Source organism: Actinomadura sp. NPDC048394, from assembly GCF_040651755.1.
Taxonomy (GTDB): Bacteria; Actinomycetota; Actinomycetes; order Streptosporangiales; family Streptosporangiaceae; genus Spirillospora; species Spirillospora montaniterrae.
The window spans coordinates 1-24,749 of sequence record NZ_JBEZJL010000115.1 but is presented as its reverse complement, the minus strand read 5'-3'; the positions used below and the strand labels follow the sequence as shown (position 1 = coordinate 24,749).

Here is a 24,749-nt window from a genome sequence, read left to right as displayed (position 1 = left end):
CACCCCCTATTCCCATTACTGTCATTTCAGTACAGAGGTGTCCTCTTCCTATGGGGGGGGCCCCCGGGGGAGCGTCGGGGGGGGGCGGGCTCGCCCGGGGGGCGCGCCCGCCGCGCCGGTCCCCGGTCAGGCGGGGACGATGTTCTCCGCCTGCAGGCCCTTCTGGCCCTGCGTGACGTCGAACGACACCTTCTGGCCCTCCTGGAGCTCACGGAACCCCTGGGCGGCGATGTTGGAGTAGTGGGCGAAGACGTCGGCGCCGCCGCCGTCCTGCTCGATGAAGCCGAAGCCCTTTTCCGAGTTGAACCACTTCACGGTACCGGTGGCCATGATCTTTCTCCTTCTGGGTGGTGCCCGTGCCGCACACCTTGCGCGGCACGGCGCCGCGATGGCCCATCCGGAAGATCCAGAACAACAAAAAATGCGCCCGAGGATGAACCGTCAGGCGCACATACATGTCTATGGGAACCGCAACTTCTCGTACGCTACCACATGGTAGTGCGGACGGAACCGGGTCACCGAATTTTGCCGTCAACTGCCGGGGGGACTCCCCGCAAACGTCCGGCCGGGCGCATACTGGCAGGAATGAAACCCTTCCGGCCCGCCAAGCGGCGACACCTGCCCACCAGTCCCTTCGCGCCTCCGGCCGCGGCCCCGCCCGCCAAGGAGTTCGACCCGGACGACCAGGTCACCCACGACAAGTACGGTCTCGGACGCGTCCTGGAGGTCGAGCCCGGACGCGCCGTCCTGGTCGACTTCGGAACGCGCAAGGTCCGGATTCTGGCCCCCTACGCCAAGCTTTTCAAGCTCTGAAACCGGCCCTCGCGCCGCCCGGAAACACCGCACGAAACCCGCTCCCCGCCGCCGAAATCGCGATATCCGCGGCCATCGCCGCCGCGGCGGGAAAGATCGCCCATGGCCGGCGGCCGTCCGCGCCGCGGCCCGTTCACCCTCGCGCGCGCCACGGCGGGCGGAGATCGCCGAGCGCCTGCGCGCCGCCGGCGGACCCCGCCCGGACGGCGCGGCGCTCCTCGGCGAGCTCGACCAGCCGGGCCGCCATGTCGGCGAACAGCAGCAGCTGACGGGCGGTGCCCGGCCCGAACGGCTGCGCGCCGGGACGCCCGAGGACGGCGAGCACGCCCCGCGTCGTCTCGCCCGTCTCCAGCGGCAGGATCAGGATCGGGCCCGACGGCAGCCGGGTGAGCGTCTGGTCGTCGACGATCCGCGCCGACAGCGCCCGCCGCGACGCGAACGCCCGGCCGAGCATCGACCGGCCGCGCCGCACCGTCAGCCCGCGGATCCGCTCGCCCTCCGCGCCGACCGCGATCTCGATCCGGAGCATGTGGCCGTCCTCGACCGGCAGCGCGATGAACGCCAGCGGGACGTGCGCGAGCGCCCTCGCCTGCGTCGCCACGAGTTCCAGCAGGTCGGGCAGGTGCGCGCCGTCCATGACCGCCGCCATCAGCTCGAACGACGCCGCCGACCGCTGCTCGTCCGCCGCGTCCCGCGGGACCCGCGGCGGGCCCCACGCGCTCGGAAGCGGACCGCTCTCCTCCCGGGGCCCGGCCTCCGCGGTCACGCGGCCGCCGAGCGGGCGTCCAGCTGCTCCGCCGCGTCGGTGGAGCGGTACACGGTGAACACCCGGTCGAGGCCGGTGACCTGCAGCAACCTGAGCAGCTGCGGGCGCGGCGCGGCGAGCACGACGGTCCCGCCCGGCCGGACCCGGCGGCGGGCGTCGACGAGCAGCGCCAGCCCGGACGCGTCGCAGAACGCCACGCCCGACAGGTCGATCACCACGTACGGGCCGGTGTCGATCAGCGCCGCGTGCAGCCGCTCCCGGAGGGACGGCGCCGAGGCGATGTCCAGTTCGCCGTCGAGGGCGATGACGGTGCGGTCGCCGCGCTGCTCGCGGCTCAGCCCGACCTCGGACGAGGCGGTACGGCTGGGCATGTGGATCTCCGATCCGAAGTCTGTGGATACCGGTTTCCGGTGACCGCGCGCCGACCGGCCCCCGGCGCACCCGTACGCCGCCGCTCGGCAACGGCACGCATGTGGTGCCGCTCGGTGGCGGCGCTCGTGTGGCGTCGTTCGGTGGCGGCGCACATGTGGCGCCGTTCGGTGGCGGCGCTCGTGTGGCGTCGCTCGGTAACGGCACGCATGTGGTGTCGCCCCGTGGCGGCACGCATGTGGCGTCGCCCAGCGGCGGCGCTCATGTCGTGTCGCCCGGTGGTGGCGCTCGTGTGGTGTCGTTCGGTGGTGGCGCTCGTGTGGCGTGGTTCGGTGGCGGCGCTTATGTGGTGTCGCCCGGTGGTGGCGCTCGTGTGGCGTCGCTCGGTGACGGCGCTCATGTGGCGTCGCTCGGTGGCGGTGGCGGCGGCGGCGCGTGTGCGGGCCGCGGCTCGTGCACGCTGTGTGCGCGCGGGCCGGGGCGCAGGAGGCCCGCATGCCGGCTGGGTGCGGACGGCGCGCGTGTGGGCCGCGGCGCGGGAGGCGCCCGTCCGCGGGCGGGAACGGCGGTGGTGCGGCGTCACGTGCGCCGGCCTGTCTGGTCTCCTCGGAGACCGAGTATCGGTGAACCAGGGGGACGCGGACTTGGCCGCCCGCATCGAAGACCCCTCGCTCACCCCCACTGTACGCCGCAAGCCCGCCGCCCGCCGGAAACCGAACCCCACCCCCGAGCGCCCGCCCCCGCGCCAACGCAGGTCGCGCATGCTGCCAGGCCGAACAAGTGCAGGCCACACCACCGCAGGTCGCCGGGACAGGGGACACCAGCGAAGGTCGCCGGCAGAGGCCACGCCGGCGCAGGTGACAGCGGCGCGGGCCGTCCGTACCGGCGTAATCGCGCTCGCCCAGGTCGCGGGCGCGGGTTACGTGCGTGCCGGCCGCCGGGGGCCGGGGGTCAGCGGTGCGGGACGAGCAGGTCCAGGTCGGCGCGGGTGACGCGGGCGCGTTCGGCGAGCGCGTCGCGGTCCGTGCCCGCCGCCGCGACGATTTCCAGCGCGCGCGTCAGCATCGTCGGCTGCTCCAGCGCGCGCGCCGGGCCGGGCTCCTGCCGCCGCCATCCGCGCGAGCTCAACGTGCCCATCGCGTTCCGGTACACGCCCTCGTCCATGACCCGCAGCGTCCGGGCCCGGTACAGCAGCGCCGCGATGCTCACGCCCCACTCCGCCTTCAGCGCGCCGAGCCGGTCCCAGTCGGCGGTGCGGGGGAGTTCGCCCGCGATGTCCTCGGCGGGCATCAGGAACTCCGCCGCGAACCGGTGCGCCTGGTCCTCGACGATCTTCCCGCCCGGTTCCGCGTCGGCGTGCATCACCAGGTGCCCCAGCTCGTGCGCCCCGTCGAACCGGTTCCGCCAGTAGTCGGCCTTCGCCGGGTTGAAGAACACCATCGGACGCGGATGCAGCCCGACGCTGAACGCGTCGACCCGGTCCGCCGCGTCCGGCAGGACGAGCACCACCACGCCCCGCGCCTCCAGCGTCCGCACCACGTGCGGCACCGGCCCCGGCTCCCCGACCAGCGCCTTCCGCGCGACCCGCGCCGCCTCGACCGGCCCGCCGCCCGCGATCTCGTCCGGCGGCACCACGTGCTCCGGGACGTCCACGACCGGCAGATCGACGAGCTCCTCCAGCGCCGCCACCACGTCCGCCGCGATCCGCCCGTACGCGAGGGCCTGGTCGCGCTCGATCTGGCTGGTCGACCTCAGCGACCGGAAGTGCGCCCCGTCCAGCGACACGCCCCCGGGCCCGCCCCGGAAGAACTCGACCGGCACGCCCAGCGCGATCGCGAGCCGCGACACCACCGCGTCCTCGGGACGCTGCACCCCGGCCTCGTACTGCCCGATCGCCCGCGGCGTGCTCCCCACGGCCTGCGCGAGCTGGTTCTTGCGCAGCCCCCGGAGCCGCCGGGCCAGCGTCAGCCGCTCGCAGTCGAACAGCTGCCGCGCCTCGGCGACCCGCCGAGCCGTTCGCTCATCGTTCACTATGCCGTTTCAGTGCTCGTCTCTTCGCGTAGCCGCACGGGCACGTCGGCCTCGTCGTCCCAGAGCGGCATCGTCCGTTCGACGAGCTTACGGCGTGGATCACCCCCAAGCGCGTCGTCCAGCTCCCGGACCCAGTGCCACGCCGTCCCGCCGTCGGCGTTCCACCGGGGACGTCCCAGGAAGAGCTCCATCTCCAGCGGCTCGTCGCTCGCGCTGTGCGCGAGGACCAGCGTCACGACCTCGGGCGTGTCGCCGCCGATCCCGATGTCGAGCGCGAGCTGCCGGTCGTCCGCGTACTCCTGCCGCGCCACCGCCTGCTTGGTGGGACTGTCCCGGTCCCACCTGATCTTCCGCACGGCCCCGAACTCGTGCCGCTTCAACAGCACCCGGTACTTCCCGTACCGCCACCCGGGCGACCCGTTCAGATCGTCCCGCACCACCCGGTGGTCCCCGTCGAAGACCCGGTCGATCCAGGACGTCAGCACATCGAACGCGGTCACCCCGTACGACCGCTCCGTGAACCCCGCCGCCCGGCTCAGCCCGCCGAACACGGCCAGCGTCGCCTCCCGGTGCGCTTCCCGCACGCCGTGCAGGAACCCGCCCGCCCGCAGCTCCCCCCAGACAACCGTCTCCTCGCTCACACCGACGGACCCTAACCGCCGCCACCGACAGAACGTCCGATGGTGAACAGCCGCACCTCCCGCAACCGCGGCACCGGCCCCACCCGCCCTTCCCGCACCCACAGCGCCCGCACGGTCGTCAGGACCAGCGTCCGCGCCCCCAGGAAGAACAGCGCCGCCAACGGCAGCTCACCCAGCACCGCCGTCGCCACGCTGATGGGGAACTCGCCGGACCCCCACGACAACATCACGTCGAACCACGCGTCGCACACCAGCAACGTCCCAGTGACGATCTGCCCGAGGATCGCCATCTGCAGCCGCCGCCACACCGCGAAGGCCGTGAACGCGAACGCCGCCGTCAACGCGGCATCGAACCCGATCCACGCCACGCTCCACTGCCCGGACGTGTAGTGCTGCGGCAACGTGAGGCCCAGCACGACCGTCCACGGAATGAGCCACGCACAGCACGCCACCAGGAAGACCAGCACCAGCCCCCGCCGCCGCCGGTACCGCGGCTGCTCCAGCGGGTCCTCGTCCCCGAGCGCGATCAGCGCCCGCAGCAGCTCGGCCCGCTCCTCGGCCGACAACCCCCGCAACTCCTCGACCGACACCAACCCGACCACCGCCCTCCGGCCGACGACCCGCCCCAAGCATAAGAAGCCGGCCCAGCGGTGCCCCAGGCCCCTACTTGACCGCCTTCCGCGTCTTCACCGGGGCGGCCTTCCCCTCCGCGACGAGCAGTTCATGCTGCTGCCACCCCTGCAACCACTTCCACCCGGCCCCGAGCGCCGCCGTGGTCGCCGCCACCATGAACGAGGTCACCTGCGTCTCGTCCAGATGCGCCCCCGGCACCCACTGCGCGACGACCCCCGCCAACCACCCGGCCGCAACCGCGAACACCGGCGTGAACAACGCAACCCCCCGCCCCAACCACGACCCCTCCGAAACCGGCTCCTCCACCGCCTGCACCGGCACCTCAACCTCACTCACACCGCATCACCATCCCGCGACATCCGGACGGCCCACCCGCCCACGAACCGACATTGCCCCCCCCATGCTGATCCGCCACCCGCCACCCCGCCCCCAAAACCCGCAATTCCCCACCAGACAGACGGCCACGGTCGGGACGAGCCCACTCGTCCGAGGGCGATGAGTTTCGACAGGACCGCCAGTCCGCATTACTGACGTGTGATCGACGGCACTGGAGGGAGCGCGCTATGACCGCCATCTATACCTTCGACGTCTTTTCCAGCCTCGACGGCTTCGGCGCCGCCGGCGGCGCCTGGACGGGCTACTGGGGCAAGCAAGGCCCCGAACTCCTCGACCGCCGCCTCGCCTTGTACAGCGAGGAGCAGCGAATGGTCTTCGGAGCCAACACCTACCGGGCGTTCGCGCGGATGCTGGCATCGAGCACCGAGGAGTCCGAGGTGCGCGACCCATGGGTCACCCGGATGAGGAACCTGCCCGCGACCGTGGTGTCGACCACGCTGGAAGGATCCCTCGACTGGCCGGACGTGACCGTCGTGAGCGGCGACGCCGTCGACGTCGTCGCCCGGCTCAAGGACGAGTCGGAGGTGCCGTTGCGCTCGCACGGGAGCCTGTCGATGAACCGGGCGCTGATGGCCGCCGGCCTGGTCGATCGCGTCCAGGTGACGCTGTTCCCCGTCATCACCGGTCAGACCGGGCTGGACCCGGTCTTCCAGGATGCGGCCGACTTCGACCTGGAACTGATCGAGCATCGGACCCTCGACGGCCACATCCAGGAGCTCATCTACCACCCCACCCTGCACGCCTAAGCCCACCCCGCATTTGGGGCGGCGCCGCTGCGTCAGGCGAGGTCCTCCAGCAGCCGGACGAGCGCCGCGAACAGCTCAGGAGCAAGAACAGCTGACCGCCGTCGGGGTCGTTGCTGTCCCGCATCCCGATGACGTTGGAGTGCACAGCGCCCTCGACACACTCGCCACCCTGGTTGGTGCTTTGGTTTTGCTTTTACGCCACACCGTCGCTGTCACTTGATGCCCTAGAGCCGATGCAGCATCGCAGCGAACTCCTCGGTCGTGTGGCGACATATGAGCTTGCTTGCTGTCGCGTACTCCAAAGGTTCTTTCGAGGCGGGCGACCTCGACGCATTGGGCGGTGGTGTCCTCCTTCGAGGTCTCTTGGTTCGGGAGTGGGGGCGGGGCGACCCGCATGGATCGTGGCGGGCGGCGATCCGGTGGGTCGCGCATTGGTGGGGCGGGTTGAACGGTGGGTGGTCGTGTGGTTGAACAGCGGAGTCGCTGAAGCGAACGGGTGGTGGAGCGGGGGTATGCGGTGGGGCACATCGGGGGTGGGGCGGCTCAAAAGGACATGGGTGTCTGTATATTCTGGGGCTCCTTGAGGGCGCGGGGTGGCGTCCTTGTCGGTGGAGGGGCGTCGGTATGGCTGGGCCGCTTTTGGTCGGGGATCCTCGGGAGTTGGGTGGGTACTGGCTGGCCGGGCGGTTGGGGGCCGGGGGGCAGGGGGTCGTTTACGAGGGGTACGACGCTGGGGGCGCGCGGGTCGCGGTCAAGGCGCTGCATGTCGACACCGTCAATGAGGCACTGCGGAACGGGTTGCGGAAGGAGGTCGCGACGCTGCAGCGGGTGGCGTCGTTCTGCACGGCGCGGATCATCGGCGCGGATCTCGACAGCGTGCCGCCGTACATCGTCAGCGAGTACGTGCCCGGGCCGGACCTGCAGGCGTGGGTGAGCGAGCGGGGGGCGTACGGGGCGGACGAGCTGCACCGGCTGGCGATCGGGATCGCGACGGCGCTGGCGTCGATCCATCGGGCCGGGATCATCCATCGGGATCTGAAGCCCGCGAACGTGCTGCTGGGGCCGGACGGGCCGCGGGTGATCGACTTCGGGATCGCGAAGACGGACGAGATGTCGCGCAGCGCGACGGGGGCGCTGAAGGGGACGCCGCGGTGGATGGCGCCGGAGCTGTTCCAGGGGAGGCGGGCCACGCCCGCGGTGGACGTGTGGGCGTGGGCGGCGGTGGTGCTGTTCGCGGCGAACGGGCGGGCGCCGTTCGACGGGGAGACGATGGCGACCCTGCACCATCAGATCTTGAACGAGCGTCCGAAGACGGATGCGCTGCCGGAGCCGTTGCGGGGGCTCGTGGACGCGGCGCTCAACCAGGACCCCGAGCAGCGGCCGAGCGCGCAGGAGGTGCTGGACGGGCTGCTCAGCGGGGTGAGCGGTGACGCGCTGGAGGCGGGGACGAAGGCGGCGGGCCTCGGGGAGGCGCCGTCGGTGACGTTGCCGCCCGCGCTGGGGGAGGTCGCGGAGCAGGTGTACCGGCGGCTGGGGTGGGAGGCGCAGCAGGCGGTCCCGCGGGTGCTGCTGAGGATGGTCGCGGCGCCGGCGGACGCGCAGGGGGCGCTGCGTCCGGTGCCGGTGGGCGACCTCGTGGACGGGATCACGGGCGAGCGGGCGCTGGAGGATGTGCTGGACGCGTTCTGCGGCGCCGGGCTCGTCCGGCGGGATGATGTGACGATCTCCATCGCGTCGCCGGCGCTGCTGCGGGCGTGGCCGCGGCTGGCCGATTGGGTGAGGGCGGAGAGCGACGGGCTCGCGGCTCAGCAGGCGCTGGCGGGGGCGGCGCGGGTGTGGAACGCGAACGGGCGCAAGCCGGCGGACCTGCATCAGGGGTCGGCGCTGGACGGGGCGCTGGCGTGGGCGTCGGTCGGGCGGCGGCAGCTGACGTTGAACCTGGTCGAGCGGGCGTTCCTGGACGCGTCGGTCCGGCAGACGCGGGATCGGGCCCGGACGCGGGCCGCCGTCACGACGACGCTGGCGGTGCTGCTGGTGATCGCGCTGTGCGCGGGGGCGGCGGTCGCGGTGCAGAGCCGGAGCCTGCGGAAGACGAACGCGACGGTGGCGGAGCAGCGGGACTCGGCGGTGGGGCGGCAGCTCGCGACGCGGGCCGTCCAGCTCCGCCGGACGGATCCGGTGCTGGCGCGGCGGCTCGCGGTCGCCGCGTCCGCGCTGGCGGGGGACACGTTCGAGACGCGGGACGCGCTGCTGACGCTGACCGAGCAGTGGGAGCAGGGGATGTTCCGGCCGGCGGGGGTCGGGACGGACTGGAACACGCTGAGTCCCGACAAGGCCGGGCCTTACGCGTGGTGGAAGGACAACACCGTCATCCTCGGCGACCCGGACACGAAGAAGGCGCTGACGCTGCGTGTCGCGGGCGCGGGCGTGGCCGGGCTGGGGCTGACGCTGGACGGCAAGCGGCTGCTCACGCTGCAGAAGGACGGCACGCTGGCGCTCTGGGACACCACGTCCGGCGCGCGGACGGGCCTGCCGTTCAAGCACGTGATGGGAGACGGGCTGTGGTTCAGCCCGAGCGGGGCGCGGCTCGTCACGACGCACCACGGGACGGTGAAGGTCCTCGACACGGCCACCGGGCGGGTGCGGTTCACCGCGAAGGAGAACTTCAGCATCACGGGCCCGATCTTCTCGCCGGATGAGAGGATCCTGGTCGGCGTGGCCAAGGACGGCGGCCATTGGCGGCTCGTCGGGCGGGACCTGGCGACCTTCAAGCGGATCAAGGTGCCCGACCAGGTCCGGGACCTCGCCGAGACGTCCAGGATCGGGTTCAGCCCGGACGGCCGGTTCTTCGCGGCCACCGACGCCGGCGGCCTCAAGGACGAGATCACGGTGGTGGACGTCAAGACGGGCGAGCTGCGCACGCGGCTGAAGGCGCCGAAGGGGTTCGACAGCCTCGACTCGGAGTTCACGTTCAGCCCGGACGGGAACTTCCTCGCGGCCGGCATGGCGCTGTGGAGCACCGACACCGGCACGTCCGAGCCGCCCTACCTGTTCTACAAGCCGGACGACATGTGCAACGCGACCCGGTTCAGCGCGGACGGGCGGAGCCTGCGCTGCGTGGACAGCGAGGGGCGCGTCCAGTCCATCGACGTCTCGGTGTTCGTGCGTCCGGTGCAGGTGGCGCGGGCGTACGGGGACTCGGCGATCAGCCTGGACGGGTCGACGCTCGCCACCGCGGACCCGTCGCCGTCCACCGGCGTGCAGATCTGGGACACCGCGAAGCGGGCGCGCCGCACGACCCTCCCGATCACCTACACGAACGGGTACGGCGGCGACCGGATGTCGCTGTCGGGGGACGGCCGGCTGCTCGCGCTGTTCCGGCAGGACAGGACGGTCGAGATCTGGGACGTGCGGTCGCGCACGAAGCGCGCCGCGATCGACCTCGGACCTGCGGCGATGCCATCGTCCCGGCCGCTGCCGTCGTTCTCGCCGGATGGCAAGGCCATCGCGACCGTGACGCTCGGCGGCTCGGCGACGCCCGCGAACCAGGACCAGCCGCGGGCGACCCTGCTGCGGTTCTGGGACACCTCGACCGGACGGCAGCTCGGCCAAGCGCGCGCGGCGGGACGGACCGGCGCGTCCGACAGCACGCCGAACCTGCAGATCGTCTGGAGCGCGGACGGGAAGAGCGTCGTGTCCGCCAACGACCTCGGCGTGGTCGCGTTCCCGTCCGGGAAGACGATCGCGCCGCCGAACCCGCTCGCCACAACCGTCCAGGCCGTCGACCGGCAGGGGACGCTCGTCACCGTGCAGGACCGGTCCGACCGGCGGTCGCTGTCGTTCTGGAACGTCCGGACGCTCAAGCAGATCGGCACCCCGGTCGCGACGCCCGACGGCAAGTCCCCGATCGCGGCCCTCTCGCCGGACGGACGGCTCCTCGCCACGACGGACATGCAGGGCAAGATCGACCTCTGGGACGTGCAGGGGCAGCGGCGGCTCGGGCTCCCGCTGACCGGGCACACCTCCGCGTCGATCGACGCGACGATCGAGTCGCTGGCGTTCAGCCCGGACGGCACCCGGCTCTACAGCGTGAGCGGCGACGACGGGAAGCTCGTCACGCACACGGTCGCGCCGCGCCTGCTGGAGGACGGCCTCTGCAAGCGGGTCGGGCCGCTGTCGCGAAGCGAATGGAAGCAGTACGTGCAGGACATCCCGTACGAGAAGACCTGCTAGCTCAGCAGGATCTCCAGCATCCGGTCGCCCGGGTCCGTCCCGGCGGCGACGCCGGGCGCGCCGGACGGGACGAGGTAGCCGCCGACCCACGAGCGCAGCATCAGCAGCGCCCGCAGCCGCGCGTCGTCGGCGCCGAACCCGAGGCCCTCCAGGCACGCGGCGATGTGCCCGAGCAGCGCGCGGTCGGCGTGCCGGACGGCCTCCTCCGCGGCCGGGTCGTGCTGCGCCCACAGCCGCATCGCCCGGTCGACCGGCGCGATCTCGCGGCCGAGCGCCTGGATGCGGCGCAGCCGCTCGCGCGGGTCGCCGGTGCTGCCGAGGGCGAGGTCCAGCATCTCGTCGGTCCGCTCGTGCGCCCACCGGTCGAGGAGCGCCCGCATCAGCTCGCCGCGGTCCTTGAAGTGCCAGTAGAAGCTGCCCTTGGTGACGCCGAGCCGGGCGGCGAGCGAGGTGATCGCGACGCCGCGCTCGCCGGTGCGGGCGAGTTCCTGGTAGCCGGCCTCCACCCAGTCCCGCCTGGCCATCCTCGTACGGGCCGTCATCGCGCTCCCCACGCTCCGCTACACCAGGACCACCGGACCAGGGTCCATGCCCAGCTCGATCCGGCCGTAGAGGGCGTACGCCGCGTCCGGGTCGAAGACCACATGCCCGCTGATCGTATTCACATCGCGCTGGGCCCGCTGGAACGGCGAGTCCGCGAACTGGGTGCTCGCGCCTGCCGCGCCGCACAGCTCGTTGACGACGCGCCGGGCCGTGGCGGCCACGTGCGCCGCGACAAGCCGGGCCCTTGCGCGGAGGGGCAGGCCCGTCGCGTCGCCCGCGGCGGCGGCCTCGGTCACGTCCCGGAGCGCGTCGTCCAGGAGCAGCCGCGCCGCCGCGAGGTCCGCGGTGGCGGTGGCGAGCCGGATCTGCCCGCTCATCAGGTCGCGCTGCCGCTCGCCGCTGTAGGCCATCCGCCGGCTCCGCATCCGCTCGGCGAACAGCGCGAGCACGCCCTCGGCGACGCCGAGCACGGGCGCCGCGCTGGTCAGCGCGAACACCGGGACGAGCGGGGTCCGGTAGAGCGGCGCCGGGTGGACGCGCGACCCGGGCGAGCGCCCCTCGGTCAGCGCCGTCAGCGGCACCGACCGGTGCGCCGGGACGAAGACGTCCGCGACCTCGATGTCGTTGCTGCCCGTCCCGCGCATCCCGCTGGTGTGCCAGACATCGTGGACGGTCACGTCCGCGCGCGGCAGCAGGAACAGCCGCGGCTCGATCGCGCCGTCGGTGGTGACGAGGCCCATGACCATCGCGTGGTCGGCGTGCATGGAGCCGCTGCCCCACGACCAGCGTCCGGTGACCCGGTGCCCGCCGTCCGCCGGCTCGGCGGTGCCGGTCGGGGCGAGGACGCACGGGATCAGCGCGTACGGCCGCTCGGCCCAGACCTCCTCCTGCGCCCGCTCGGGGAACAGCGCCACCATCCAGTTGTGCAGCGTGTAGATGACCGACAGCCAGCCCGTGGACGCGCAGGCCGCCCCGACTTCTCGGCACGCCGCCGCCATCGGCTCGAACCCGAGCTCGGCGCCACCGAACCGCTTCGGCACGAGCATGCTGAACAGGCCGGACGCGGCGAGGTCCGCGATGGTGGCGTCGGGCAGGCGGCGCGCGTCCTCGGCCTCGCGCGCGCGGGCGGCGAGCGCGGGCGCCAGCTCCCGCACCCGGCGGACGATCTCATCTCCATACTCCATGGTACGGAACCATACTCCCAAGTATGGCAGTGCGGGCGGGCCGTGCCGGGAGTCAGGGCGTGACGATGTCGAAGTCGCGGTCGGGGGCGTCCAGCAGGCCGATCAGGGTGGTGAGGGCCCGGCGGTCGCCGTCGGCCTGGATGTCGCCGAGGTCCTGCGTGGCGACGAGCCGGAGCAGCTGCGGCTTGGTCAGGGTCAGGGTGAGGTCGGCGGGCGTGCCGTCGTGCGCGCGGGTCTGGGTGAGGACGCCGTTGGCGAGGCTGAGCCGGACCTCGTCCTTGAGGTCGGTGAAGTTGCAGTCGATGGTCAGCCGGGTGTCCCAGGCGCGCGGGCCGTCCACGCGGATGGCGAGGGAGTCGAAGACCTGCTCGACGCTGAGCGCCATCAGGACGTCCGGGGACGAACTGTCGAGCGTGTTCGTCGGCTTGTTGCCGCGCAGTTCCGCGGCGCCCTGGAGATAGAAATTGCGCCAGGTGCCGTTCTCGCTGCCGTGCCCCAGCTCGTCGTAGACCCGGGCGAGGAGTTCGCGGGCCTCGGTGTTCCCGGGATCGGCGAACACGACGTAGTTGAGGACCTGCGCGGCCCAGCGCGTCTCGCCCGCCTCGAACGCATCCCTGGCCTTGGGGATGACGCTCTCCGCGCCGCCCATGAATTCGACGTGCTTCTTCGCCGACTCCTCCGGCGGCAGTTCCCACAGGTGCGCGGGATTGCCGTCGAACCACCCCATGTACCGCTGGTAGATCGCTTTGACGTTGTGGGAGACCGACCCGTAATAGCCGTGCGTGTGCCAGGCCCTTTCCAGCGCGGGCGGCATCTCGATCAGCTCGGCGATCTCGGCTCCGGTGCGGCCCTGATTCAGCATCCGCAGCGTCTGGTCGTGAATGTAGGCGTACAGGTCCCGCTGCTCGGACAGGAAATCCGTCAGCTCCCGCGTCCCCCACGTCGGCCAATGGTGCGAGGCGAACAGCACATCGGAATCCGCCGCGAACATCTCGATCGCCTCGGTGAGATAGCGGGCCCACACACGCGGGTCCCGCACCAGCGCGCCGCGCAGCGTCAGCACGTTGTGCAGGTTGTGGGTCGCGTTCTCGGCCATGCACAGCGCCCGCCGGTCCGGGATGTGGAAGTTCATCTCCGCGGGCGCCTCGGTGCCCGGCGTCAGCTGGAACACGATCCGGACCCCGTCCACCACCTCCTCCTGGCCCGTCTCGGTGATGGTCAGGTTCGGCTCGATCAGCGAGATCGTGCCGGTGGACGTCGTCGGGCCGAGCCCCGCGCCGATCTGCCCGGTCGCGTCGCGGGGCAGCTCCGCGCCGTACATGAAGATCGCGCGCCGGTTCATCGCGGTGCCCGCGTAGACGTTCTCCGCCACGGCGTGCTCCAGGAACCCGGCCGGCGCGATGATCGGGATCCGCGCGCCCGGCGGCACCACCCCGCGGACGCCGCCGAAATGGTCGGCGTGCGAATGGCTGTAGATGACCGCGGTCACCGGACGGTTCCCCCGGTGCTCCTGGTACAGCTCCAGCGCCGCCGCCGCGCATTCGACCGACAGCAGCGGGTCGACGACGATCACGCCCGTGTCGGCCTCGATGAAGGAGATGTTCGACAGGTCGAACCCGCGCACCTGGTAGATGCCGTTCGCCACCTGGTACAGGCCGTGCTTGGCGGTGAGCTGCGACTGCCGCCACAGGCTCGGGTTCGCCGTCGCGGGGCACGCGGCGTCCAGGAAGGCGTAGGCGTCCAGGTCCCAGACGACCCGGCCGTCGCCGTCCGCGATCTCCGGTCGCGACGCGGTGCCGACGAACCCCTTGTCCGCGTTCTCGAAATCGGTCCGGTCGTCCAGGGACGGCAGCGCGGCCACGGTCAACTCCTCACGGCAGGGTTCGTCGGTACCCGAGCACTTCCCTGGCCTGGATCACCTCAGTGCCACAAATGCACCAAGAGCCCATGAACCCCCGAGTCAACAGGGAGTTTTCGGGGCATCCCACCACGGTCGGGGGACGAGGGCGTCCTCGCTCCCCGGCGGCCGAACCATCGACCGGGGGGAACCATGAGCGACCTCATCGCCGTCGCCTACGACGACCTGGACCACGCCGAACGGGCCCGCGACAAGCTCATCCAGCTGCACAAGGAGCACGTCATCGGGCTGGCCGACGTGGTCGTCGTCGAACGCAAGGACAACGGCAAGATCAAACTCCACCAGGCCCGGAGCATGACCGCCGGCGGCGCGCTCGGCGGCGCCGCCTGGGGCGGCCTCATCGGCCTGATCTTCTTCATGCCGCTGCTCGGCATGGCCATCGGCGGGGCCACCGGCGCCGCCCTGGGCTCGGCGGCCGACGCGGGCGTCGACGACGACTTCATGCGGAACCTCGGCGAGCACCTGGCGCCGGGCGCGGCGGCCGTGTTCGTCCTGATCGACAAGCGCAACCCGGACAAGGCCGTCCCGGAGATGGCGCCGTTCGGCGGCCGGCTCATCCAGACGTCGCTGTCCGACGATCAGGAGGAGCACCTGCGCGAAGCGATCAAGGCGGCCCGCACGCCCCAGCCCGCCTGAGCCTTTCACCCTGGCAAGGCGCTTGACGTGCGGTGATGCCTGCTGCGTATCGCGCTTTGCGAAACAGCGATTGGACGGCGGAGGTCGTCCGTGCGCAAGGTGGATCCACGGCACCCGCTTCCCGAATGGAGTCCACCACCATGCGCGACGTCGAACGGGCCCGCCGGGCCCTCGGGCCGGTCGGGACGTACGTGCCGGTGCCGTTCACCCGCTGGATCCCGATCGACGAGCAGCGCAAGGCCGCCCGGCGGCTGGAGGCCGCCGGCTACGGGACGACCTGGTGCAACGAGCCGGTCGGCGGCAAGGACGTGTTCGCGCAGCTCGCCGTGCTGATGGAGGCCACCGAGCGGATGGCGTTCGGTACCGGCGTCGCCAACGTCTGGGCCCGGGCGCCGCAGACCGCGCACGGCGCGGCGGCCGTCCTCGCCGAGGCGTACCCGGACCGGCTCGTCCTCGGCCTCGGCGTCGGCTACCCGGAACAGGCGGCGGCCGTCGGCCGCGACTTCGGCCGCCCCGTCGACACGATGCGGGCCTACCTGGACGCCATGGCCGAGCCCCCGCAGATGCCCGGGCCCGGCGCGGCCTATCCCCGGATCATCGGCGCGAACGGCCCGAAGATGCTGGCGCTCGCCGCCGCCGCGGCCGACGGCGCCTTCCCCGCCGGCCAGCCGCCCGAGTTCACCGCGGAGGCCCGCCGGACGCTCGGCCCGGACAAGCTCGTCGTCGTCGGGCTGCGCCACAACGCCGGCGACGAGCCCGCCGCCGTCGCCGCCCAGGTGCGGGACCACCTCGCCGCGGGCGCCGACCACGCCGTCCTCCTCCCCGCGACCGGCGACGACTTCACCGCCGACGTCGACCGCCTCGTCCACCTGGCCCCGGCGCTCCTCTCCTAGGGATCCGGGGCGAAACGGCTCCTCCGCCGGGACGCCGCGTGCGATGATCGTTCGCCGTGCGACCCCCGGAGGGACCGATGGCCGACCCGCTGCTGCCCGAGGACCCCCGGCAGGTCGGCCCGTACGTCCTGGCCGGGCGGCTGGGCGACGGCGGCCAGGGCTCGGTCTACCTGGGCCGGGACGGGCACGGCCGCGAGGTGGCGGTCAAGCTGCTGCACGCCCGGCTGGGCCGGGACCCCGAGGCGCGGCGGCGCTTCGTGCGCGAGCTGGAGGTGGCCTCCCGGGCCGGCGGCTTCTGCACGGCGCGCGTGCTGGACGCCGACGTCCAGGGCGACCGGCCGTACATCGTCAGCGAGCTCGTCCACGGTCCGTCCCTCGCCGAGCTCGTCCGTGCCCGGGGGCCGCTCGATCCCGGCGCGCTGCTGCGCCTCGCCATCGGCACCGCCACCGCGTTGTCGGCGATCCACCGCGCGGGCATCGTGCACCGCGACTTCAAGCCCCCGAACATCCTCATCGGGCCGGACGGCCCCCGGGTCATCGACTTCGGCATCGCCCGCGCGCTGGACTCGTCCCTCATCACCGTCACCAGCCAGGTCGTCGGCACGCCCGCGTACATGGCGCCCGAGCAGGTCGCGGGCGACGCCGCGGGCCCGCCCGCCGACGTCTTCGCCTGGGGCGGCACGCTGCTGTTCGCCGCGACCGGCCGGCCGCCCTTCCCGGGCGACTCGATCCCCGCGCTGCTGAACGCCGTCCTGAACGCCGAGGCCGACGTGAGCGCGCTGCCCGGTCCGCTCGCGGAACTGGCCGGCGCCTGCCTCGCCAAGGACCCGGCCCGCCGCCCCACCAGCGCCGACGTGCTCTTCCGGCTGCTCGGCATGGCCGGCGCGGACCTGCCGCCCGGCGTCCGGCCGGACGACCTCCTCGAACGCGGCATGGCGTCGGCCACCGCGGTGCTCACCAAGGTCGCCTACGGCCCGCCGCCCCCGCAGCTCGCGCCGCGCCGGTCGCGGCGGGGCCTGCTGATCACGGCCGGAGCCGCGGCGGCGGCGCTCGCGATCGCCGTCCCGGCCGGGATCTCGCAGCTCCCGGACGGCCCCTCCGCGCACGGCGCCACCGGCACGACGCGGGGTACCGCCGGGACGGTCGGCTCCGGCCGCACCGGGGGCACCGTCAAGATCGGTGTGATGGCGCCGATGCGCGGCCCGCAGGCCGCCGCCTCCGCGGGCGTCTGGGCGGGCGCTCAGCAGGCGGTGAACGAGTTCAATGCGAAGAAGCCCTCCGTCCACGTCCAGCTCGTGCGGCTCGACACCGTCACCGGGGCCGACGCGCAGGACGCGGCGGCCGGACGGGAAGCGGCGCGGCTGAAGACCGCCGCCGTCGTCGGCAGGTTCGGCGAGGAGGCGACGGGCGCCATGCCGATCCTCGAAGCCCAGCACATCCCCGCGCTGTCGTCGGCGGCGCCGGCCTCCGCGTCGTCGGGCGGTGGATGGACGTACTGGCACACGGTCGTCCCCGACATGGACGCGTCGGTGAGCGCCCTCGCCGAGATGATGGGCCGCCGCCGCTTCGCCACGCGAACCCGGGTGGTGGTGCTCGACGACACCACCCAGCCCCTGGCCCACCGGCTCGCGAACGTGTTCCGGGCGCGCGCCGAGGCGCTGGACGCCCTGGTCCGCGTCGTGGTGCTGAGGACGAGCCCGCCCGACTACACGACCGTGATCAGTGACGTGAAGGGGCTGGACGCGGACGCGGTCTTCTACGGCGGCCTCCCCGCGGCCGCCGGTCCGCTGCTCAAGCGGGTGCGGACGGCGGGCTTCAGCGGGCGGTTCTACCTGGGCCTGCCGTCGCTGGACCCGCGGCTCGCCTCCGGCGCGGGAAAGGCGGCCGAAGGCGCGGTCCTCACCTGCCCCTGCTCGAGCTTCGCGCCGGGCGGCGCGCGGATGCCGAAAGCCTTCACGGACTTCGCGACCCGCTACGCCCAGGCCAACAAGGGAAGCCGTCCCGCTCTCTACGCGCCGGAGACGTACGACGCGACCTGGGCCGTCCTGCGCGCCTTGGAACACGGCGGCCGCACGGGCACGCAGATCAACGACTACCTGCGGAACATCGACGCGCCCGGCGTGACCCAGCGCATCCGCTTCACGGCCCAGGGCGGCCTGACCGACGGCGTCAGCTACGCCTACGAGGTGAAAGGGGGCCGTTTCACCTGCCTGGGCGCCTCCACTACCGCGCCCGTCGCCTGACCCGAAACGCCCGAACCCGCCGAACCGCGCCCAGCGAAGCCGATCCTGTGTGTACCCCCTACCGGATTCGAACCGGCGCTACCGCCTTGAAAGGGCGGCGTCCTAGGCCGCTAGACGAAGGGGGCCCGGTGGTGGCAGAGATGGTTGCCACTCGACCCGGTCAAGTGTAGAGGACGTGGCGGGGCGGCGCGCAAACGGTTACCCGCGTTCGCGGGTGGGTGACGCCGACGAGGTCGGCGAGGTGGTGGGGGACGGGCTCCGGGACGGCCAGTCGGACGGGAACTTCGACGGGAACGGCGAGGTCGGGGACGAGGGCGGGGCGGTGGCCGGGGGCTGCGGCTTGATCGCGCGGTCCGGGTCGGGTTCGAGATGGCGCTCGATCTTGGCGGAGGTGAGGCCGAGACCGCCGAGCTGCAGGTCGTCCCAGCCCTGGAGGCGGTGCGAGGCGCGGTTGAAGTAGAGGACGGACAGCTCGATGGGGGTCGGCTCCTCGTGTTCGAGGCCGCGCAGGCCGGCGCCGCCGGTGGAGCCCTGGACGAACAGGCGGGTGCCGGTCGGCAGCAGCTTCGTCTGGCGGGCGTGCAGGTGGCCGGACAGGATCAGGGGCGTCAGGCCGGAGAACGCCTCGCCCTCGGACGGGTCGTGGGTGAGGACGACGTCGGGCGTCGTGCCGGACTTGCGGAGCTTGTCGGCGAGGACGTTGCCCTCGGCGCGGACCTGGTCGGAGCCGACGAAGTCGTCGCGGGTGCTCTTGTCGGGGGTGAAGCGGGGGTCGCCGACGCCGTAGATGCGCAGGCCGCCGACCTCGCGGGTCTGGTCGTCGAGGACGATCGCGTTCTTCTGCCGCGCGACGGCCCGCTGGGTGCTCCGCGAGTCGTGGTTCCCGCGGATGTAGACGTACGGGATCTTCAGGTCGGAGATCGAGTCGGCGAACTTGTCCTCCGGCTTGCTGCCGTGGTCCATGAGGTCGCCGGTGTCGATGATGAAGGTGGCGTGGAACTGGGTGCTCACGGACTTGATGACGTTCCACGCGGTCGGGTTCAGGTGGATGTCGGAGACGTGCAGGACGCGGATGGTGGACGGGTCCGGCTCGTAGGTCGGGAGCGTCGAGGTCGCCGCGTACAGCTTGGAGGCGTTGCCGACGAGGCGGGCGAGGTTGGCGCGGTAGGTGGAGAAGCGGGTGAAGACGGTCTCGGCGTCGCCGACGACCTGGGGGGCGTTGGCGAGCAGGCCGGTGTAGCGGGGCTCGGCGATGGAGTCGGGGTTGAAGGTCGTCCAGGCGAGCAGGGCGACGGCGACGAGGCCCGCGGCGGACGCGCCGACGGCGGCGACGGCGCGCCGCCAGGACCGGAACAGGATCAGCGCGGCGAGGAACGCGAAGACCAGCGCGAGGACGGCCGCGCGGATCAGCAGGACGGTCACCCCGTGCCGGATCTGGTCGGCGATCTGGTCGGTGACGCGGTCGAGCGCCGAGTCGTCCTCGATGAGCCGCTGCGCCTGGTCGGGGCGGACGTCGGTGAGGTGCGCCTCGACGGACACGGGGCCGGAGTGGGTGTCGAGGTGGACGGCGCCGAGCGGCGGCAGTTCGAGGGTGGTCCCGCCGTGCAGTGACGGGTGCAGGACGAGCTGGACGTTCGCGGGGCCGACCGGGGTGACGGTGCGGCCGCCGACGAGGAGGCCGACGTAGCCGCCGGCGAGGCCGATGGCGATGGTGAGGGCGATGCGGGTCCAGCGGCTGCGGGCGGCGCGGACGCCGGCGGCGCGCGCGCGGCCCGCTCCGGCGCGCGCGCGGCCCGCTCCGGCGCGCGCGCTGTGCGCGACGGACGCGGCGCGGGGGTACCGGGCGGCGAGCTCCGCCGTGCGGGCGGACGCGGCGCGGGGCAGTCGTGCGGCGAGGGCGGTGATCCGGGCGGCGAGGGCGGTCGGCCGGAACGGCAACGATCCTCCTTCGGTCGAGCAGAATGGCACTGTGATCGAGATGTCGCGGGAGGCGTTCGAGGACCTGGTCGGGGCGGCCCTCGACACCATCCCCGCCGAGCTGGCCGCGCAGATGCGCAACGTCGTCGTCGTGGTCGAGGATGACGCACCCGAGCCGGGCCTGCTGGGCCTTTACCAAGGCGTACCCCTCACGGAGCGCGGTGACTGGTACGGGGCCGTCCTGCCCGATCACATCTCCATCTACCGCCGGGAGATCCTCCGGATCTGCGACACCGAGGAGGACGTCGTGGAAGAGGTGCGGATCACGGTGATTCATGAGATCGCGCATCATTTCGGGATCGATGACCGTCGGCTCCACGACCTGGGGTATTGAGACACGTCGGCGACGCGTTTCAATATTTGGGCACGGTAGGTCACATAACTGCCACGCAGCGTGAGTTAATAGGAGGGTCGTCCAACCCTGGGCGAGCCGAACTGGAGCGTGCGTGGCGGGAAGGCAGACCGGCCGGCATCGGCGTCCGGCGGAGGAGCAGGCCACCTACCGCGAGGTGTTCGCGGTGGGTGAGTTCCGTGCCCTCTGGCTGGCGCAGGCGCTGTCGTTCGTCGGGGACCAGCTGGCGCAGGTCGCGCTGGCCGTGCTGGTGTACCACCGCACGGACTCGGCGCTGCTGACGGCCGTCACGTACGCGCTGACGTACCTGCCGCCGATCGTGGGCGGGCCGGTGCTGTCCGGGCTCGCCGACCTGTTCCCGCGCCGCACCGTGATGATCGTCTGCGATGTGCTGCGGGCCTGCCTGGTCGCGCTGATGGCGCTGGTCGAGATGCCGTTCGCGGGCCTGTGCCTGCTGGTGTTCGCGACGGTGCTGCTCGGCGCCCCGTTCACCGCCGCGCGCGCCGCCGTGCTGCCGGACGTCCTGGAGGGCGACCGGTACGTGGCCGGGTCGGCGATCAACAACATGACGCACCAGGGCACCCAGACGCTCGGGGCCCTGGTGGGCGGCACGATCGTGGGGGTCGTCGGGTCGTACGAGGCGCTCGCCATCGACGCGCTGACGTTCGGCCTGTCCGCGGTGATCCTGGTGGGCGGGCTGCGGCCGCGCGCCGCGCCGAAGCGGCGGGAGCGCGAGTCGCTCGGGCTGTGGCGCGGGACGCGGGACGGGGCGCGGCTGGTGCTCGGCGACCCGGTGCTGCGGTCGCTGGTGTCGTTCGCGTGGCTGTGCGCGTTCTACGTCGTCCCCGAGGGCCTCGCGGCGCCGTACGCGGCGACCTTCGACGGCAGCCCGGTGACGGTGGGGCTGCTGATGTCGGCGATGCCGACGGGCATGGTGTTCGGGGCGTTCCTGTTCAGCCGCTTCGTCCGCCCGGCGAACCGGCTGCGGTTCATGGGGTGGATGTCGATGGCCGCGTGCCTGCCGCTGGTCGGCGCGGGCGTCCATCCGCCGCTGTGGGGGGTCCTGGCGCTGTGGGCGCTGTCCGGGATGGGCAGCGCGTACCAGCTGGCGGCCAACGCGGCGTTCGTCGCGGCGGTGCCGCCGTCCGGCCGCGGCCAGGCGTTCGGCCTGGCCCAGTCCGGCATCCTCGCCGGCCAGGGCCTCGGCATCCTCGTCGCCGGGGCCGCGACGCAGGTCCTCGGCCCGCAGACGGTGGTGGCGCTCGCCGGCGTCATCGGCCTGTCGGTCGCCGCGATGCTGTCGCTGTCCTGGAACCAGATCCGCGGCGGCGTCATCTCCGGCATGACCGAGCCGGCCGCCCCCGTGGAGGTCGCCGCGTCCCGCGACGAGGACCTCCCCGGCATCCGCCGCTCCGCCCCCGCCCCCTGAGCCCCGCTCAGGCGTGCGTGCCCTCAGGCGGGTCAACTTTGTGGGGGACGACCCCCACACCCCCGGGGAGGGCACGCCTGAGCGCCGCCCTCCGCTCCGCTGGCGCTCCGCTGCGGGCCGCGCTCAGGCGTGCGTGCGGTTCTTGTTCACCGCGTCCTTGGTGCGCTGGACGGCGTCCTGCACGTTCGGGTTGTCCTGGGCCTTCTTGAACAGGTCCTCGGCGATGGACGTCGCGGCGCCCTCCTCCGGGATCAGCAGCCACGCGACCAGGTAGAGGGCCACGCCCGCGCCGCCGAAGACCGTGAAGACGGCCAAGACGAGCCGGACGATGTTGGCGTCGACGCCGAGGAACTCGGCCGCGCCGGAGCAGACGCCCGCGAGCATGCGCCCGTCGCGGGTGCGGCGGAGCCGCCGTTCGGTGGTGCCCTTGTTCATGTCCATGCCTCGATGATGCCCATCCCGGCGGCGGCGCGACATCCGGAACCGCCCTGATTCGCCCCCGAGGCCGGTCCCTGAGGCCGTCCGGGACGGGAATCCGCGGTCTCGGGGGCGCCGTCGTCACAGGCGGGCGCGTGTGCGCGTCCGTTGAGCGCCGCTTAAAGTCGGTGTGAAGGGTTAATGACTGGACGTCCCCGCCCGGGCCTCGGCAGACTCGTCGGCCCAGGTAGCGGGACGGGAAGCGCAGGACGAGCAGAGGGAGCGGCATGAGGATCGGGATCGTCGGGGCCACCGGCCAGGTCGGGGGCGTGATGCGCCGCATCCTGGCGGAACGCGGATTCCCGGTGGACGAGCTGCGGCTGTTCGCCTCCGCCCGCTCGGCCGGGCGGAAGCTTCCCTGGGGCGACACCGAGATCACCGTCGAGGACGCGGCGGCCGCCGACTACGCGGGCCTCGACATCGTGCTGTTCTCCGCGGGGAAGGGCTCGTCGAAGGAGCTGGCGCCGAAGGTCGCCGCGGCGGGCGCCGTCGTGATCGACAACTCGTCGGCCTGGCGGATGGACCCGGACGTCCCGCTGGTGGTGGCGGAGGTCAACCCGCACGCGGCGGCGGACCGCCCGAAGGGGATCATCGCGAACCCGAACTGCACGACGATGGCGGCGATGCCGGTGCTGCGGCCGCTGCACGCCGAGGCGGGGCTGGCCGCGCTGGTCGTGTCGACGTACCAGGCGGTGTCGGGCAGCGGCCTCGCGGGTGTGTCGGAGCTGCACGAGCAGGCGCGCAAGGTCGTCGAGAACGCCGACCGGCTCACCCACGACGGCGCGGCGGTGGAGTTCCCCGACCCGCAGGTGTACGTGCGGCCGATCGCGTTCAACGTGCTGCCGATGGCGGGCTCGATCGTCGACGACGGGCTCGCCGAGACCGACGAGGAGCAGAAGCTCCGCAACGAGAGCCGCAAGATCCTGGAGATCCCGGACCTGAAGGTGTCCGGGACCTGCGTGCGCGTGCCGGTGTTCACCGGGCACTCGCTGCAGATCAACGCGCGGTTCGAGCGTCCGATCGGGCCGGAGCGCGCGAGCGAGCTGCTGTCCGGCGCGCCGGGCGTGGTGCTGGCGGACGTGCCGACGCCGCTGCAGGCCGCCGGGCAGGACCCGACGTACGTGGGCCGGATCCGCCGGGACGAGACCGTGGAGAACGGGCTGGCGCTGTTCTGCTCGGGCGACAACCTGCGCAAGGGGGCGGCGCTGAACGCCGTCCAGATCGCGGAGCTGGTCGCCGCCCAGTAGCGACATATCCCGCATTCCGGGCAAACTGAACCGTTCGCGTGCCGGCTCCGTCTGATGGGCCGGCACGTGATCGTTTCTTGGGGGAGAGTCCGGATGAGGCGTTCGGCGATCGTGACGGCGGGGACGGCGGCGGGGGCGCTGCTGCTGGCCGGCTGCGGGGGCGGCGGGGGCGGGGACGCCAAGGGCGGCGGGACGGCCGCCGTGTCGGCGCCCGCGATCGGCGCGACCAGCACCCCGAGGCTCGGCGGCGGCGGCGGTGGCGGCGGCCGGCCGCCGGTGCCGCGCCGGACCGCCGCGCCGAACCGGACCGCGACCCTCGGCCCGCTCGGCTACGGGACGTTACGGCTCGGCATGACGGCGCAGCAGCTGCGCGGCAGCGGCCTGCTCGTCGGGAAGGTGCGCGCCGGTGCGAACGGCTGCTCCGGCTACGACCTGCGGACGCGCCGCACCCCGAAGGGCTCGGTCGGCGTCTACTACTCGGCGCGCTACGGCATCGTCTCGATCTTCGCCGTCGGCGGCATGCGCACCCCGCAGGGCATCGGTGTCGGGTCCACGCTGGCGCAGGTCAAGCACGCCTACCCGAAGCTGGCGAACGGCGTGAACGGCGCGTCCTCCCCCGTCCCCGGCAACCCGAAGGCCGTGTACAGCCTGCTGCTGGCGGGCGGGCGCGTCACGTCCCTCGCGCTGGACCTCGCCGGCCAGAACTGCCACAACTGACCGGGCACGGCGGTCCGCGGGGCCAGCGCGGGCGGCCGGTGGGCTAGCTCGCGCGGCGGCCGGGCGGGGCGGTCAGGCGGCTAGCTCGCGCGGCGGCCCCGGACCTCCAGCGAGTCCAGGAGCGCGGCGGTGGAGCGCGCGATCTCCTCGACGGCCCGGTCGAACGCCTCGGCGTTGTGGGACGCGGGGGCGCGGAACCCGGAGATCTTGCGGACGTACTGGAGCGCGGCGGCCCGGACGTCCTGGTCGGTCACGTCCTCGGCGAACGGCGGGCGGAGCGTCTTGATGCTGCGGCACATGCCCCCATTGTGACCCGCGCCCCCGACAGAACCGCACCCCCGATGCACCCGGGAGACGTGTGGGGCCCCGGCGCCCAGCAGAGGTGGGGGGCGCCGGGGCCCGGCGGGGGGCGGGGCCCGGAGCGGCGGCCGCGCGGGAGGGGCAGATCGGTAGAGCGTCGGGGTGGGAAAGAGTGTATGGGGGGGAGGGATGATATCGGTGGGAG

General features: G+C 72.9%; 23 protein-coding genes, 1 tRNA gene and 1 pseudogene. 10 read left to right on the top strand and 15 right to left on the bottom strand.

From position 1 onward, the window contains the following. Positions 1–126 precede the first annotated feature (126 nt). Positions 127–330, bottom strand: a complete 204-nt coding sequence (locus AB0C78_RS47045) for a cold-shock protein (RefSeq protein ID WP_131944142.1) — start codon at positions 328–330, stop codon at positions 127–129. Positions 331–585: 255 nt separating this feature from the next. Between AB0C78_RS47045 and AB0C78_RS47040 the strand changes: the two genes are divergently transcribed. Further along, on the top strand, positions 586–813 hold the full coding sequence (locus AB0C78_RS47040) for a hypothetical protein (protein ID WP_151543932.1): 228 nt from the start codon (positions 586–588) through the stop codon (positions 811–813). 133 nt (positions 814–946) lie between these two features. Here AB0C78_RS47040 and AB0C78_RS47035 read toward each other — a convergent pair whose 3' ends face one another. The 6 genes from AB0C78_RS47035 to AB0C78_RS47010 all read right to left on the bottom strand — a co-directional run bounded on the left by AB0C78_RS47035 (position 947) and on the right by AB0C78_RS47010 (position 5,589). Continuing rightward, on the bottom strand, positions 947–1,579 hold the full coding sequence (locus tag AB0C78_RS47035; protein WP_360761521.1) for a GAF domain-containing protein: 633 nt from the start codon (positions 1,577–1,579) through the stop codon (positions 947–949). Further along, positions 1,576–1,950: an STAS domain-containing protein gene (locus AB0C78_RS47030; RefSeq protein WP_360761520.1), complete on the bottom strand. Its 375-nt coding sequence runs from the start codon at positions 1,948–1,950 to the stop codon at positions 1,576–1,578. Before AB0C78_RS47030 ends, AB0C78_RS47035 begins: the two co-directional genes overlap by 4 nt. Positions 1,951–2,899: 949 nt before the next feature. Next, positions 2,900–3,979, bottom strand: coding sequence for an XRE family transcriptional regulator (locus AB0C78_RS47025; protein WP_360761518.1), 1,080 nt, complete (start codon positions 3,977–3,979; stop codon positions 2,900–2,902). Further along, positions 3,979–4,620, bottom strand: coding sequence for a hypothetical protein (locus AB0C78_RS47020; protein WP_360761516.1), 642 nt, complete (start codon positions 4,618–4,620; stop codon positions 3,979–3,981). Before AB0C78_RS47020 ends, AB0C78_RS47025 begins: the two co-directional genes overlap by 1 nt. Before the next feature lie 11 nt (positions 4,621–4,631). Further along, the gene (locus AB0C78_RS47015) at positions 4,632–5,222 is read right to left on the bottom strand and encodes a hypothetical protein (protein ID WP_360761514.1); all 591 of its coding nucleotides are present in this window, start codon (positions 5,220–5,222) and stop codon (positions 4,632–4,634) included. A gap of 61 nt (positions 5,223–5,283) precedes the next feature. Further along, positions 5,284–5,589, bottom strand: coding sequence for a hypothetical protein (locus AB0C78_RS47010; RefSeq protein ID WP_360761513.1), 306 nt, complete (start codon positions 5,587–5,589; stop codon positions 5,284–5,286). Between the two features lie 227 nt (positions 5,590–5,816). Here AB0C78_RS47010 and AB0C78_RS47005 point away from each other — a divergent pair, with 227 nt between their 5' ends. Further along, positions 5,817–6,395, top strand: a complete 579-nt coding sequence (locus AB0C78_RS47005; RefSeq protein ID WP_360761511.1) for a dihydrofolate reductase family protein — start codon at positions 5,817–5,819, stop codon at positions 6,393–6,395. Here the strand turns inward: AB0C78_RS47005 and AB0C78_RS47000 are convergent. After that, positions 6,367–6,564 (bottom strand): annotated as a pseudogene (locus AB0C78_RS47000) (DUF397 domain-containing protein); the annotation flags it as partial. The gene AB0C78_RS47005 and the pseudogene AB0C78_RS47000 sit on opposite strands and share 29 nt — an antisense overlap. Positions 6,565–7,055: 491 nt before the next feature. On the opposite strand from AB0C78_RS47000, the gene AB0C78_RS46995 reads away from it, so the two are divergent. Continuing rightward, positions 7,056–10,628, top strand: a complete 3,573-nt coding sequence (locus AB0C78_RS46995) for a WD40 repeat domain-containing serine/threonine-protein kinase (RefSeq protein WP_360761510.1) — start codon at positions 7,056–7,058, stop codon at positions 10,626–10,628. On the opposite strand, the gene AB0C78_RS46990 is transcribed toward AB0C78_RS46995, so the two are convergent. The 3 genes from AB0C78_RS46990 to AB0C78_RS46980 are packed head-to-tail and all read right to left on the bottom strand — an operon-like array spanning position 10,625 to position 14,216. After that, a complete protein-coding gene (locus AB0C78_RS46990) occupies positions 10,625–11,170 on the bottom strand; it encodes a TetR/AcrR family transcriptional regulator (protein WP_360761509.1) in 546 nt (181 codons plus the stop codon). The genes AB0C78_RS46995 and AB0C78_RS46990 overlap by 4 nt on opposite strands. Positions 11,171–11,188: 18 nt before the next feature. Then, complete coding sequence (locus AB0C78_RS46985; protein WP_360761507.1) at positions 11,189–12,355, bottom strand: acyl-CoA dehydrogenase family protein; 1,167 nt, start codon at positions 12,353–12,355, stop codon at positions 11,189–11,191. Positions 12,356–12,407: 52 nt separating this feature from the next. Further along, positions 12,408–14,216 carry an alkyl sulfatase dimerization domain-containing protein gene (locus tag AB0C78_RS46980; RefSeq protein ID WP_360761505.1) on the bottom strand — a complete coding sequence of 603 codons (1,809 nt, stop codon included), beginning with the start codon at positions 14,214–14,216 and terminating at the stop codon, positions 12,408–12,410. A gap of 189 nt (positions 14,217–14,405) precedes the next feature. Here AB0C78_RS46980 and AB0C78_RS46975 point away from each other — a divergent pair, with 189 nt between their 5' ends. From AB0C78_RS46975 to AB0C78_RS46965, 3 genes are all read left to right on the top strand, one after another. Next, entirely contained in the window at positions 14,406–14,909 is a 504-nt protein-coding gene (locus AB0C78_RS46975; protein WP_360761504.1) for a DUF1269 domain-containing protein, read from the top strand. A gap of 140 nt (positions 14,910–15,049) precedes the next feature. After that, positions 15,050–15,802, top strand: a complete 753-nt coding sequence (locus AB0C78_RS46970) for an LLM class flavin-dependent oxidoreductase (RefSeq protein WP_360761502.1) — start codon at positions 15,050–15,052, stop codon at positions 15,800–15,802. Between the two features lie 77 nt (positions 15,803–15,879). After that, the gene (locus tag AB0C78_RS46965) at positions 15,880–18,045 is read left to right on the top strand and encodes a bifunctional serine/threonine-protein kinase/ABC transporter substrate-binding protein (RefSeq protein ID WP_360761500.1); all 2,166 of its coding nucleotides are present in this window, start codon (positions 15,880–15,882) and stop codon (positions 18,043–18,045) included. Between the two features lie 52 nt (positions 18,046–18,097). On the opposite strand, the gene AB0C78_RS46960 is transcribed toward AB0C78_RS46965, so the two are convergent. Next, positions 18,098–18,170, bottom strand: a tRNA-Glu gene (locus AB0C78_RS46960). 73 nt (positions 18,171–18,243) lie between these two features. Further along, positions 18,244–19,983, bottom strand: a complete 1,740-nt coding sequence (locus AB0C78_RS46955; RefSeq protein WP_360761498.1) for a metallophosphoesterase — start codon at positions 19,981–19,983, stop codon at positions 18,244–18,246. Positions 19,984–20,014: 31 nt separating this feature from the next. Here AB0C78_RS46955 and AB0C78_RS46950 point away from each other — a divergent pair, with 31 nt between their 5' ends. Then, positions 20,015–20,356, top strand: a complete 342-nt coding sequence (locus tag AB0C78_RS46950; protein WP_151597989.1) for a metallopeptidase family protein — start codon at positions 20,015–20,017, stop codon at positions 20,354–20,356. Between the two features lie 112 nt (positions 20,357–20,468). Then, positions 20,469–21,803: an MFS transporter gene (locus tag AB0C78_RS46945; RefSeq protein WP_360761496.1), complete on the top strand. Its 1,335-nt coding sequence runs from the start codon at positions 20,469–20,471 to the stop codon at positions 21,801–21,803. Between the two features lie 123 nt (positions 21,804–21,926). Here the strand turns inward: AB0C78_RS46945 and AB0C78_RS46940 are convergent, their stop codons facing one another. Further along, on the bottom strand, positions 21,927–22,244 hold the full coding sequence (locus tag AB0C78_RS46940) for a PspC domain-containing protein (RefSeq protein WP_360761494.1): 318 nt from the start codon (positions 22,242–22,244) through the stop codon (positions 21,927–21,929). Between the two features lie 263 nt (positions 22,245–22,507). On the opposite strand from AB0C78_RS46940, the gene AB0C78_RS46935 reads away from it, so the two are divergent. Together AB0C78_RS46935 and AB0C78_RS46930 are read left to right on the top strand one after the other, a co-directional pair. Next, positions 22,508–23,527, top strand: a complete 1,020-nt coding sequence (locus AB0C78_RS46935; protein WP_360761492.1) for an aspartate-semialdehyde dehydrogenase — start codon at positions 22,508–22,510, stop codon at positions 23,525–23,527. 93 nt (positions 23,528–23,620) lie between these two features. Then, on the top strand, positions 23,621–24,244 hold the full coding sequence (locus AB0C78_RS46930; RefSeq protein WP_360761490.1) for a hypothetical protein: 624 nt from the start codon (positions 23,621–23,623) through the stop codon (positions 24,242–24,244). Positions 24,245–24,324: 80 nt separating this feature from the next. Here AB0C78_RS46930 and AB0C78_RS46925 read toward each other — a convergent pair whose 3' ends face one another. Then, a complete protein-coding gene (locus AB0C78_RS46925; RefSeq protein WP_360761489.1) occupies positions 24,325–24,543 on the bottom strand; it encodes a DUF2277 domain-containing protein in 219 nt (72 codons plus the stop codon). Positions 24,544–24,749 lie beyond the last annotated feature (206 nt).

Bases quoted from the DNA above. Each gene is read 5' to 3' on its own strand.
- AB0C78_RS47045 (WP_131944142.1), bottom strand. From the start codon at position 330: ATGGCCACCGGTACCGTGAAGTGGTTCAACTCGGAAAAGGGCTTCGGC.
- AB0C78_RS47040 (WP_151543932.1), top strand. From the start codon at position 586: ATGAAACCCTTCCGGCCCGCCAAGCGGCGACACCTGCCCACCAGTCCC.
- AB0C78_RS47030 (WP_360761520.1), bottom strand. From the start codon at position 1,950: ATGCCCAGCCGTACCGCCTCGTCCGAGGTCGGGCTGAGCCGCGAGCAG.
- AB0C78_RS47005 (WP_360761511.1), top strand. From the start codon at position 5,817: ATGACCGCCATCTATACCTTCGACGTCTTTTCCAGCCTCGACGGCTTC.
- AB0C78_RS46990 (WP_360761509.1), bottom strand. From the start codon at position 11,170: ATGACGGCCCGTACGAGGATGGCCAGGCGGGACTGGGTGGAGGCCGGC.
- AB0C78_RS46985 (WP_360761507.1), bottom strand. From the start codon at position 12,355: ATGGAGTATGGAGATGAGATCGTCCGCCGGGTGCGGGAGCTGGCGCCC.
- AB0C78_RS46975 (WP_360761504.1), top strand. From the start codon at position 14,406: ATGAGCGACCTCATCGCCGTCGCCTACGACGACCTGGACCACGCCGAA.
- AB0C78_RS46970 (WP_360761502.1), top strand. From the start codon at position 15,050: ATGCGCGACGTCGAACGGGCCCGCCGGGCCCTCGGGCCGGTCGGGACG.
- AB0C78_RS46965 (WP_360761500.1), top strand. From the start codon at position 15,880: ATGGCCGACCCGCTGCTGCCCGAGGACCCCCGGCAGGTCGGCCCGTAC.
- AB0C78_RS46940 (WP_360761494.1), bottom strand. From the start codon at position 22,244: ATGGACATGAACAAGGGCACCACCGAACGGCGGCTCCGCCGCACCCGC.
- AB0C78_RS46935 (WP_360761492.1), top strand. From the start codon at position 22,508: ATGAGGATCGGGATCGTCGGGGCCACCGGCCAGGTCGGGGGCGTGATG.
- AB0C78_RS46930 (WP_360761490.1), top strand. From the start codon at position 23,621: ATGAGGCGTTCGGCGATCGTGACGGCGGGGACGGCGGCGGGGGCGCTG.
- AB0C78_RS46925 (WP_360761489.1), bottom strand. From the start codon at position 24,543: ATGTGCCGCAGCATCAAGACGCTCCGCCCGCCGTTCGCCGAGGACGTG.